General features: G+C 49.8%; 11 protein-coding genes. 3 read left to right on the top strand and 8 right to left on the bottom strand.

Translation table 11 applies throughout. The features are described 5' to 3' along the window. Positions 1 to 23 precede the first annotated feature (23 nt). A complete protein-coding gene (locus G5B47_RS03995) occupies positions 24 to 467 on the bottom strand; it encodes a DUF3888 domain-containing protein (RefSeq protein WP_165094580.1) in 444 nt (147 codons plus the stop codon). Between the two features lie 84 nt (positions 468 to 551). On the opposite strand from G5B47_RS03995, the gene G5B47_RS03990 reads away from it, so the two are divergent. Beyond that, entirely contained in the window at positions 552 to 1,088 is a 537-nt protein-coding gene (locus tag G5B47_RS03990; RefSeq protein ID WP_165094577.1) for a hypothetical protein, read from the top strand. A gap of 140 nt (positions 1,089 to 1,228) precedes the next feature. Here G5B47_RS03990 and G5B47_RS03985 read toward each other — a convergent pair whose 3' ends face one another. From G5B47_RS03985 to G5B47_RS03960, 6 genes are all read right to left on the bottom strand, one after another. Next, positions 1,229 to 2,074 carry an ABC transporter permease subunit gene (locus tag G5B47_RS03985; RefSeq protein ID WP_165094575.1) on the bottom strand — a complete coding sequence of 282 codons (846 nt, stop codon included), beginning with the start codon at positions 2,072 to 2,074 and terminating at the stop codon, positions 1,229 to 1,231. Further along, entirely contained in the window at positions 2,071 to 3,060 is a 990-nt protein-coding gene (locus G5B47_RS03980) for an ABC transporter ATP-binding protein (RefSeq protein WP_165094572.1), read from the bottom strand. Before G5B47_RS03980 ends, G5B47_RS03985 begins: the two co-directional genes overlap by 4 nt. Beyond that, positions 3,057 to 4,229 (bottom strand): hypothetical protein, encoded by a 1,173-nt coding sequence (locus tag G5B47_RS03975; RefSeq protein WP_165094569.1) that lies wholly within the window; start codon positions 4,227 to 4,229, stop codon positions 3,057 to 3,059. The genes G5B47_RS03980 and G5B47_RS03975 overlap by 4 nt, the downstream gene beginning before the upstream one ends. After that, a complete protein-coding gene (locus tag G5B47_RS03970) occupies positions 4,198 to 4,755 on the bottom strand; it encodes a sigma-70 family RNA polymerase sigma factor (RefSeq protein WP_165094566.1) in 558 nt (185 codons plus the stop codon). The genes G5B47_RS03975 and G5B47_RS03970 overlap by 32 nt, the downstream gene beginning before the upstream one ends. A gap of 316 nt (positions 4,756 to 5,071) precedes the next feature. Further along, positions 5,072 to 6,076, bottom strand: coding sequence for an acyltransferase family protein (locus G5B47_RS03965; protein WP_168128749.1), 1,005 nt, complete (start codon positions 6,074 to 6,076; stop codon positions 5,072 to 5,074). 607 nt (positions 6,077 to 6,683) lie between these two features. Continuing rightward, entirely contained in the window at positions 6,684 to 7,274 is a 591-nt protein-coding gene (locus G5B47_RS03960; protein WP_165094561.1) for a TetR/AcrR family transcriptional regulator, read from the bottom strand. Between the two features lie 177 nt (positions 7,275 to 7,451). On the opposite strand from G5B47_RS03960, the gene G5B47_RS03955 reads away from it, so the two are divergent. Continuing rightward, the gene (locus G5B47_RS03955; RefSeq protein WP_165094558.1) at positions 7,452 to 8,192 is read left to right on the top strand and encodes an SDR family oxidoreductase; all 741 of its coding nucleotides are present in this window, start codon (positions 7,452 to 7,454) and stop codon (positions 8,190 to 8,192) included. Between the two features lie 246 nt (positions 8,193 to 8,438). After that, complete coding sequence (locus G5B47_RS03950; protein ID WP_165094556.1) at positions 8,439 to 9,425, top strand: phosphotransferase enzyme family protein; 987 nt, start codon at positions 8,439 to 8,441, stop codon at positions 9,423 to 9,425. A gap of 100 nt (positions 9,426 to 9,525) precedes the next feature. Here G5B47_RS03950 and asd read toward each other — a convergent pair whose 3' ends face one another. Continuing rightward, a complete protein-coding gene (gene asd, locus G5B47_RS03945; protein ID WP_165094553.1) occupies positions 9,526 to 10,611 on the bottom strand; it encodes an aspartate-semialdehyde dehydrogenase in 1,086 nt (361 codons plus the stop codon). Positions 10,612 to 10,692: the final 81 nt, after the last annotated feature.

Below are 10,692 nucleotides of genomic sequence, written 5' to 3'. Positions count from 1 at the left end.
TTCCCCGTTTTTTTGCGGTTCCTCTACTTTCCACGTAGGATATTCTTCCAATTTGGCGGCAGCTCAAAGTCTTTTATGTGGTTATATTTTTTCAACTTAACGGTAGGTCCCGCAGATATTTCAAACGTAATACGATCCATGCCTACTGTAATATGTGGTCCTACAACAGGCATCACTTCCACCGTTAATAATAACATGAAACTCCGAAATCCATTTTTTCGTTCTATCTGAACTACATCTATTTGATACGGATAAACCAAGGGCGGCTCCTTTAAATATTTCAAGTAATAATTGTTGACTGCGTCTTGAATCGCTGGAGTTAGTAAGAGCATAAGCATGTCTTGTATTTGGAGTTCTGTAGAATCTTGCTTTGGATTGTGCATTCCCGGATATGCTTTTGATTCCAGGGGTCTTATGATTAGTATCAGTGACAGTAGCAAAAGGGCAATTCTTAGTTTTATTTTCATGTCTATTATCCCATTATTTTTTCTTGTTAAGTTTCCCTGGATTGTGATGAAAAATGCACACTGAATACCATGGGGATTAGGTTAATGGGCAGTTTTACGAAACAAAATGCTTGTTTTTTTAATGTAATAAGAAGGGGTGTAACAATGAAGAGTAATTCTATAGTTTTGTTAATATTGATTATTTTAATAAGTGGATGTAGTAGTAGCAATCTAACCGAAGATAGAGATTTATCAATGCTTTATGATTTCAATGAACCGTTTAGATTTCCATTTGAAGTTAATGAAGTTCGTACGGAGATAGCAATGGATAATCCATATGTACTCCAACAATATGTTTTTCATTATAAAAACAAACAGTCCATGCAGGAAATAAGGTATATTCTGAGCAAGGTTATTGATGAACCGGAGAAAATATCAGAGCAAGGAAAGCAACTTTTTGCACTTAAAAATGGGAAACAAGCATATTACGAAGAGGACGAGACCAGTCAATCAATCTGGTGGGAAAGTGATAAAGGATTCTTGGCTCGATTTGTTTATTATATCAACGGAAGCCTCGATCAGTTAGGTAATAATAAATTAGAAGCTTCCGACCTAATAGACTTAGCTAATCAGGTACAATAATATCTATGGATGCCCGGAATACTTTAGTGAAATAGCACAGCGGCAGTCTCGGACTTTTTTTCTCGTCCCGGGCTGCCGCTGTCTCTTTTCTCAAGGTTAGTTAATGCAACCAACCATGATTTTTCCGTTAGGGTCAAGCTCTACAGATCCTTTCGGCTGAACGCCCGGCACCCCAGCAAGAGCAGAACCGCCGCATATCCCACCGTATACAAGAGGAAGGCATTTGAAGGAACACTCGGCATGGAAAAAGGTCCCATGTCAGACAACGCCATTCCGGCCCAATCTGCTCCCCCCATAAGCTCATAGAGGCTTCTTCGGTAGACCGAGTCCGTGGGCAGAAGCAGCCCGGTCAGAAAGACGAATTTTTCCACTGCGGGATGGGTCCCTCCATAGCTCGATACCCCTTCAACCAGCCCGCTGAAAAGGGCAAATCCGTACAGCAGGGCGGCGCAGATCCCGTTCCCCAGCATCGGCAGATAGACAGAGCCCAGCATGGTAATCGTGAGAAGAAGGAGGGGCATCCAGAGGAACAGCCCTAAGCCTCTCAGCATCTCATCCGCCAGTACGGGAAATCCGGCCTGGATGTGGATGGTCCAAACCACGGAAACGAACAGGGCTGTGCTGTAAACGGTGATCCAGACGGCGTGGCCCAGCCATTTGGCCAGATACAGCTTCCAGCGGGGGATGGGGCGGGCGGCGACAGCCAGCAGCAGGCCGTTCTCCTGCTCGCCCGTGACGGTTCCCATGGTTGAGAAGAGCACGAAGAAGGCCGCCAGGAATTGCGAGAAAAAAAGCCCAAGCACCATCAGCACCATGCTGTTCATCAATCGTTCGGCGGGGGAGACCTGGTTCTGTCCGGTCATGCCGGTCAGCTCCCGGACCCCGAAGGCGAACAGGACCAGAAAGATGAAGGTCAGAATTAGCGTAACGAGGAACACTCTCTTTCGAGTCAGCTCCTTGAAGGTGGCAGAAATATACATGGTCATTGCGGGTCACCTCCCTGGCGGGACCCGGCCATCCGGAGGAACCAGGCCTCCAGACTGTTCGGCTCGGGGCCGGATTCGTAGAGCGTCAGGCCGCTCCGGATGAATAGGGAGCACAGGTAGCCGGCCTGTTCCCGGTCCGTAACGCGGGCGGTCAGGAGAGCGTTGCCGTCTTCATCGGTCTCGACCAGGCGCAGTTGGGAGGAGAGGGCGCCGCCGACCGCTTCGTTCAGCTCCGCCCAAGTCTCCGGGAGCCAGCCGCCGAGCCGGAAGCGCCAGTTGGTACCGCTGCTCCCGCTATCTCCGGTGCCGCTGAGCAGCTTGTGCAGCGGTCCCGACGCCAGCAGCTCGCCTCCGTACAGGAAGGCGGCTTCATCGCATAGCTCCTCCACATCCTCGAGCAGATGGGTATTGAGGAAAATCGTCACGCCCCTGCCCCGGAGCCGTTTCAGTAGACTGCGGATCTCGTACCGGCCGACGGGGTCCAGGGCCGAAGCGGGTTCGTCCAGGATGACCAGCTCGGGATCCAGGAGCAGTGCGGCAGCCAGGCCGAGGCGCTGCTGCATTCCCTTGGAGAAGCCGCCGACCCGGCGGTCTGCGGCATCGGACAGGCCGACCAGCTCCAGGGTGTCCCGGACCCGGCTGCGGAAGGCGGACGCCCGTGTTTCCTGCGGGCGCAGCCCCCCCAGCTGACCGTGGAAGCGGAGCACCTCCGCCGGGGTCAGCCAATCCTGAAAGCGGAACAGCTCGGGCAAATACCCGAGCTTGCGCCGTGCCTCCGGCCGGCCCAGGGGCTGCCCCAGTACGGTGGCCCGCCCGGAGTCGGGGCGGTGGAGGCCAGCCAGCATTTTGACGAAGGTGCTTTTGCCGGCACCGTTGGGTCCCAGCAGGCCGAAGATGCAGCCCTCCGGCACCTGCAGGGTGATACCGCGGCAGCCGCCGCGGCCGTTGTAGGTCTTGGTCAATTCTGCTGTGTCAATCATCATCATGGCTGGACAAGCTCCTCCGCGGCCCGCTGGAAGGCGGATTCCGTGGGGAAATCCTTCGTATCGCCGCTCAGAAGGCTGATCCGGTCCCCACCAAGCCAGAGCAAATAGCGATTCCCGCTATCCGCGGTCATGACCGCATCATGTCCGCCGAGCCGGAGGTTGCTGGTCACGCCATCATGGGCCGGAACCGGCAGGGTGCTCCGCCAATCGCCGATGGCGGCCAGCTTGGTCCGCAGGCTGTCCGGCAGTACGGGCAGCCCCAGTACCGCCTCTCGGACGGTTGCCGCATCAATGCCTTTCTCCACGGTCAGCTCCGGCTTGCCGAATTGGAGCAGACGCACATGCTTGCCTGACAAAGTGCCCTCTGTGGCGATGCCGTCCGGGATGTACAGCCGGATGGCTTTGCCGTCCGCTTCGGAGGGCAGGGTGGTAGTGCTGCCCAAACGGGTGAGCAGCCGGTTGACCGCGTTCACATTCAGGTTGAAGGTAAGCGTGGTAGCTGGCTGGTAAGAAGGGGCGGTGGAGTTCCCCAGCTGGAGCAGGGAGGCGCCCATCCGTTTTTCCGCTTCGTCCCAGGTAATGGTACGGGTCTCTCCGCCACTTGACTGGGTCAAGGTGCCGTATTGGGCCAGATTGAAGCTCCGGTCTCCCTCGGGCGAACCGTGGTCCAGAAGGCTGGAGATGGCCGCCATATCATCCGCTGAAATCCCGACTCCGACCATGTGCTGGATGCGGAACGTATGCAGCATGGCGGCCAGCGCACGATCCCCCAGGGGGGTGGTGAACAGGCCGATAGCCATGACAGCTGCGGCAACGCCGGCGGTCAGTCTCCGAAGCCTGCGCCTGGCCGGTCTCTCCGTCCGCCAGGCGCCGTCCGCTCCGTTAGCCCTTGTCGCGCTTACAGCCCCTATCGCTGGGTCAGCCGAGGACCCCTTTGTTACACGGAATGCTTCCGTCTGTTTCATCTCAACTGCACCATCCTTATCATGATTATCTTGATTTCCATCCGATCGTGCCTCGATTCTTGTTTCATCCGAACACAGGCCTTCCTCCGCCTGCCTCCAAAACGCCGGAACCGGCTCCCGGGCCGTCAGTCTCTCAAACCGGTTCCAAGCCTGATCCGTATCAAAAACCGGCTCACCGCCGGTCCGCTTCGCTCCGTCCGCCATCGTGCTGCTCCTCCTCCTGCCCGTATTTCTTCTTCAGCCGTGCCTCCGCCCGGGCCAGCAGCGTGCCGACAATCTTTGGATTGACCTCCAGCCGGACGGCAATCTCCTCGTAGCTGTACCCTTCCTCCCGAAGCATAAGGGCGGTCCGGTCCCGGTCCGAGAGCTTCTGCAGCACCCGGCGGACCACATCTTTTTCCCACTCGCGGATGACTTCCGTCTCTCCCGAAGGGGCGGCGCTTTCCGACCAAGCCGCCACGCGGGCGGTTTCTTTTTCCAGTAACGTCTTTCCCGAGGACCGTTGTCTCAAATAATCGTAGCCCACCCGGGTCAGCACCCGGTGCAGCCAGGCGCCGACGGCCTCCAGCCGGTCCGGAGGGCTCCGGTAAAGCCGCAGGAACACCTCTTGGGCCAAATCCTCCGCCGCCGCATAATCGCTGGTCAACGCATAGAGCTTCCGCGCCACCCCGGGGTAATGCTCCCGGAACAAGCGCTGGAACAGCTCGGGTACCTGTGTGCCTTCCTCCATGTTGCGGCCGTCCCCCTTTCGTATATTAGACGGATGCCGGATGAGTTTTGTAGCAGTTGTAAAGGGAACTTCCCATTTTGATGCCTCTTTTTTGCGAAATCTCTTCCGTCGTGGTGGGGAAGAAGGTATAACGAAGGAAGGTAAATACGATAAACGCCGAGACGCCGAGTTTCCTGTTTTTTTGCTAGTTTCTCTGCTTCGCCACACTAGTAAACATGAAGCAGTTAGGTTTTTCTTGCATAGTCAATTAACCCTAACGGGAAGCTCTAACGCGGATTAAATCGTTGATCAAACAAATCAGGTGGAAAGAAAAAAATCATTGCGCACGCGATAATGGTGAGCTTTTCTTTTTATACAGACAAGATAAGTTAGGGCTGAAAAGCACCCAGCAGAGTTTTTCGACCCACTTCATGGAAAAGATAAAGGTTATGACGATGGCAAGCAGAATCAACAGCATTTGATCCGCCCAAGTGTTGATATACCGGTAGATGCCTTGATGATCCATTATTTTAAATACGAAACCGTGCAGCAAAAAGGGATACATCGTACGAATGCCAGGCTCGCTGATCCGTGTCCGCCCTGTTGGGATCAAGGAGAGAACGCAAAGTGACAAAATGACCGATACAGCTGCAATAGCCACCCTGTATAACCCCGCATACCATTCCGGGCTGCCCAATTTGGAGTAGCTGTAGCTGCCCCAAAGCCATTCGCAATTGAGGTTCTGGCCATAGCGGAATAGAAGCCCCAGTGTGAGGATCATAATAAACGCAGATGCCATTTTGACCGGCCATTTAAATAAATAACAGAAGTATTCTCGCTTCATATAGTAACCTGCCAGGAAGAATGGAAAGAAGTTGACCGCCCGGAGCGATGACAAATTATACCCCAGTTCCGTAGAAGCGTAGCCGGCTAATACCGCAAGGCAGCTTGCAAACAGGATCGGATACCTTAATTTTGTAAAATACGGCAGGGCGATTTTCCATAAAATAACCGCTAGCAGGTACCAGGTTATCCAATAGGGCAGAAAGAAGGTGAATTTCAGGTTTGCCCGGCCGTTCAGATAATAATCCAGCAGCGTATACATCGTTTCAAAAATGACGTACAGAACGAGATAGGGGCTAAGCTTCCCCGATTTCTTGGAAAAGTAACCCGTTATAAAAACAAAAAGCGGGATATGAAAAAAGTAAATGAAGTTGTACACAGCCTTCGCGGACTCGCTTGTTGAATAAAGGGGTTCGAGCACATGGCCGATGACCACGAACGTAATCAAGACAAACTTCACATTATCGAAATAATGGTCGCGTTGATTAACCTCTGGCATCGTTTTAACTCCTCCAATCGGTTTTATTCTCTCATATCCCAATATGCTAACAAACCAAGCTCGCATCCTCACCCTTTATAATCCGCGAGATTTCTGCCTTATCCAGTCTCTCCTAATCTTAGGGAACCTGACCGGTCGTATTTTTAGTCTTTCTCCGCCATGATACAGTATCCTTTGCTATGTTATATTATGGATATATGGTTTCACCGGCAATCTCGTTAAGCGATAACAGCTAATAGCATGTCAAAATTCCCAGGAAAGTTAAGAGAATTCTATAAGTATAGTGAAAAATAAGCATGCCAAATCCCCCCCCTCAATTGGTTTAAAAAGTAAGGAGGGTATAAGTGAAAGCGTTTTATATCTTGTCAACCATCTTTGAGCTAACGGATAGAGAAAATAAAGAAAGTCCCACCAATCGGTAGGACTTTCTTTATTATACCTTACTGGCTTCCTTAAAAAATTCTGGGTCAGCGCAGTAATATGCCATGATTGTTGGCGACGATAACTTTGTCCGCCGAAAAATTCGCGTCAGACGTAACGAAGGTCACCCAGCCTTCCTTTGATTCGAACACATAACCATGAGGGAAGCTCTAACGCGGATCAGCGTTTAAGTATCCCCGTTTTCCTGCTTCGGGTAAACTTGATTTTTTTCAAATAAATTCCTAACCTGATCGGCCATAAATTGTGTGGAATGCGGCATTTGATGACGTATCCACCACTCCACAATGCCAATAAAAGCAGAGGCCATGAATTGGGCTTTTAACTCAATGTCGATAACGGGCTCATTGTCCGGCCTTTCCATTTTATCCATAAGATTGACTGAGATAAAATCCAGCAATTGGTCCCGAAATAGAAAGGCTCTTTGATTGGAAAACATAGCAGAGAAAAACGGGAAATTGTCACGCAAATAATCAAAAACCGGTTTGGGCTCACGTACCATTCCTTGGTTAACCGTGGCTTCCCGTTTCTTGCACAACGAGATCAATTCGTTGATATGATCTTCAATGCATTTGTCCAAAAGGTCGTATTTGTCATTGTAATGCAGATAAACGGTGCCGCGGTTAACATTGGCACGCTCCGCTATCTCGTTAATCGTGATTTGTTCAAAATCTTTTTCCGAAAAAAGCTCCAGAAACGACTTCGTTATGGACTGCTTGGTTCGGAGAATGCGTCGGTCGGTTTTAACAGCGTTTTCCATTCCTTTCGTTACCTCCTTCAACTAATCAACAATTCTGAGTGTGTTGTTTTATATAAAACAAATACGCATCAATTAACCATTGAGTAATCGGTGCTTCTGTCTATAATATTAATCAACGGCCGTTAAATATTCAACACACGTTTCGAAGAAAAATTTTAGGTCAAGGAGCATCTAACAATGGAAAATGTACGAGATAAAGTCGTGATTATAACGGGAGCCTCCAGCGGAATAGGAGAAGCTACAGCGAAGTTGTTGGCACAAAATGGCGCAAAGGTGGTATTGGCTGCCAGAAGAGAGGAACGTCTGCATGCGATTGTTAATGAAATTAAACAGGGTGGCGGCGAGGCCATTTCTGTAAAAGCAGACGTCGTTTCTGCCGAAGATATGCAGAATTTGGCCAAGTTTACCTTAAGTGTGTATGGCCGAATTGATGTATTGGTGAACAATGCAGGGGTCATGCCGAGTTCCAGGCTGAATGAATTAAGAGTAGAAGAGTGGGATCAAATGATCGATGTGAATATCAAAGGCGTTTTATACGGTATCGCAGCGGTATTACCTACCATGCGGGAGCAGCAGTCCGGTCATATCATCAACCTATCCTCTACCGCCGGTTATCATGTGTCTCCTACAAATGCCGTATACGCGGCCACCAAGTTCGCAGTTAGAGCCATTTCGGAAGGATTGCGTCTGGAAGAGTCTTCGACTTCGCGTATTAAATCTACCGTGATTGCTCCTGGTCTGACGAAGACCGAACTTTTTGACAGCATTACCAGCCCGGAAGTGCAGACGATCGCCAATCAAATAAGCGGCATAGGGATTTCTCCTTACAGTATTGCCAGAGCCATCGCGTTTGCCATTAATGAACCTGATGATACGCTAGTCAGCGAAATTATGGTTAGGCCGACCGCGTTGTCTTGAAAAGCGTAACTCTAATAAAAGATCGGGCCAATACACTTTGGTCCGATCTTTTTTCTTGTACGGTTAAGTGGAGGGACTTATATACAAATTAATAAACACTTATAGGAGTTAGTAGAAGAGAAAATAACTCCTTATCTAATTATGAGTTTATATTTGGAAAAAAGATAAGTCTATATCTTTCTAGAATTTTCATATATTGTTTGGTTATACCTGGCCGGGTGACTCTAATAGATGGGGGCATTCTTAATGGCAAGCTCGAAGATATTGCTTAAAGCTGCAAAATCTTTTGAATTTAATGCAGAAACGTTAGTCTTCCTGAGCAACTCAACAAATGAAGTCTACCGGTTTACCAAGGGTGATCTGTCCTATATCTTACGGTTATCTCAGAAACCACAGGAATACGTAGAGAAGATAAGGGCTGAGGTGGATTGGGTCTATTATCTGGTGAAGAACGGTTTACGTGCGTCATTACCAATCCAAACAAGAGAAAATCAATTAACAGCAGTTTATCATGATGAAGATAAGTGTTATATTGCAACAGCTTTTTACGCGGCTTCAGGTCGCTTTTTTGATAAAAACGATGAACAATATTGGGGACCAAAGGTATTTAGGAATTGGGGAGAAACTATGGGGAGAATGCATCGGCTTTCGAAATCTTACGGAGCTTCAGACGTTCTTGTGAAAAGAGATTGCTGGAGCATAAAGACCATCAATAGCCCTCATCTGCAGCGAGGCAGTTTCAATGTACTTCTTGATAAATTGATCTCCATGGAGCGTAGGATTCATTTACTTCCAAGGGATAGAGACTCGTTTGGACTGATTCATAATGATTTCCACCCTTATAATTTTTTTATCGACGACAGTGAAATAACCGTCTTTGATTTTGACGACAGTATCTATGGCTGGTTTTCATTAGACATTGCGATTGCTGCCGCTCATGCCATCTGGTGGGGAGTGCAAAAAGATGAACGTGCAACTAAAAATGAGTTTGCTCAACTGTTCTTACGTGAATTTTTATTGGGTTACGGTAAAGAAAATCATCTCTCCGAATACTGGATACAGACAATACCCATGTTTATGGAGTATCGGAATATTTGTTCATTCTTCTGGTGGTTAGGTGAATGGGATGGTGATGAAAGTCGTCTTACAGTGGAGCAACGGAATGCAATTAACTATGCGGTCAAACTTATTGAAAGAGGCGTGCCTTTTGATGGTTGCGATATTGAAATATAGTGAATCATCGGCTGCCTTTGCTCACCGAGCACTGGTTTGAACGAAAAAATGCCCGCCTCCTGCGAACAGGAGACAGGCATTTAATATGCTTTAGACTTGCTTACCGTTTGGTAATGTATCCTTCGGCTTTCAGCAGCTCGGCGATCAGCACAGCACCGCCGGCGGCGCCTCGGAGCGTATTGTGGGACAGACCGACGAATTTGAAGTCGTACAGTGAATCTTCGCGCAGGCGTCCGGCGGAAATGCCCATGCCGTTCTCAATGTCGCGGTCCAGATTCGTCTGCGGCCGGTTGTCTTCTTCGAAATACGTAATGAATTGTTTCGGCGCGCTCGGCAGTTCAAGCTCCTGCGGGCGGCCTTTGTAATTCTTCCAGCTTTCCAGAATGTCTTCTTTGGAAGGCTTGTTCTCGAACGAGACGAATACGGTTGCCAGGTGGCCGTCCGTAACCGGAACGCGGATACACTGTGTCGTGATATGCGGAGCGGAGGCTTTTACAATCTGGCCGTCTTCAACGGTACCCCAGATGCGCAGTGGCTCCTGCTCGCTCTTCTCTTCTTCTCCGCCAATGTAAGGAATGACGTTGTCCAGCATATCCGGCCAATCGGTAAAGGTCTTGCCCGCTCCGGAAATCGCCTGGTAAGTGCTGGCGATGACCTGTGTCGGCTTGAAGCCGAGCAGGGCGGTCAGCATCGGCACATAGCTCTGAATGGAGCAGTTGGGCTTAACGGCGATGAACCCGGTTTCGGTTCCGAGACGCTTGCGCTGGGCAGCGATAACCTCCAGATGCTCCGGATTGATTTCCGGAACGACCATCGGCACGTCCGGCGTCCAGCGGTGGGCGGAGTTATTCGAGATCACAGGCACGCCCGCTTTCGCGTATGCTTCTTCGAGCGCTTGAATCTCATTTTTCTTCATATCAACAGCGCAAAAAATCAGGTCAACCCCGGCAGCAACTTCCTCTACGCGCGAAGCGTCCTGAACGGGAATTTGTTTAACACTTTCAGGCATTGGGGTGGAAAGCTTCCATCTGCCCTTTACCGATTCTTCGTACGTTTTGCCCGCAGAGTTCGCGCTGGCAGCGATTGCCGTAACCTGAAACCACGGATGATTTTCCAAAAGAGCGATGAAGCGCTGGCCGACCATCCCGGTCCCGCCGACGATACCGGCTCTAAGCTTTTCTGTCATGACGTTATTCAGTTCCTTTCGAAGGCTATAAATAATAGCGGCTTATATTGTACTGAATTATATAGGATATGCCCGGAACCT

This window comes from Paenibacillus apii (genome assembly GCF_011043685.1).
Taxonomy (GTDB): Bacteria; Bacillota; Bacilli; order Paenibacillales; family Paenibacillaceae; genus Paenibacillus_AQ; species Paenibacillus_AQ sabinae.
The sequence above is the reverse complement of the archived record's forward strand: the minus strand, read 5'-3'. Positions and strand labels throughout refer to the sequence as shown.

Excerpts from the sequence above, each read along its gene's own strand:
- G5B47_RS03995 (WP_165094580.1), bottom strand. The coding sequence starts at position 467 with ATGAAAATAAAACTAAGAATTGCCCTTTTGCTACTGTCACTGATACTA.
- G5B47_RS03990 (WP_165094577.1), top strand. The coding sequence starts at position 552 with ATGGGCAGTTTTACGAAACAAAATGCTTGTTTTTTTAATGTAATAAGA.
- G5B47_RS03985 (WP_165094575.1), bottom strand. The coding sequence starts at position 2,074 with ATGACCATGTATATTTCTGCCACCTTCAAGGAGCTGACTCGAAAGAGA.
- G5B47_RS03980 (WP_165094572.1), bottom strand. The coding sequence starts at position 3,060 with ATGATGATGATTGACACAGCAGAATTGACCAAGACCTACAACGGCCGC.
- G5B47_RS03975 (WP_165094569.1), bottom strand. The coding sequence starts at position 4,229 with ATGGCGGACGGAGCGAAGCGGACCGGCGGTGAGCCGGTTTTTGATACG.
- G5B47_RS03970 (WP_165094566.1), bottom strand. The coding sequence starts at position 4,755 with ATGGAGGAAGGCACACAGGTACCCGAGCTGTTCCAGCGCTTGTTCCGG.
- G5B47_RS03965 (WP_168128749.1), bottom strand. The coding sequence starts at position 6,076 with ATGCCAGAGGTTAATCAACGCGACCATTATTTCGATAATGTGAAGTTT.
- G5B47_RS03960 (WP_165094561.1), bottom strand. The coding sequence starts at position 7,274 with ATGGAAAACGCTGTTAAAACCGACCGACGCATTCTCCGAACCAAGCAG.
- G5B47_RS03955 (WP_165094558.1), top strand. The coding sequence starts at position 7,452 with ATGGAAAATGTACGAGATAAAGTCGTGATTATAACGGGAGCCTCCAGC.
- G5B47_RS03950 (WP_165094556.1), top strand. The coding sequence starts at position 8,439 with ATGGCAAGCTCGAAGATATTGCTTAAAGCTGCAAAATCTTTTGAATTT.
- asd (WP_165094553.1), bottom strand. The coding sequence starts at position 10,611 with ATGACAGAAAAGCTTAGAGCCGGTATCGTCGGCGGGACCGGGATGGTC.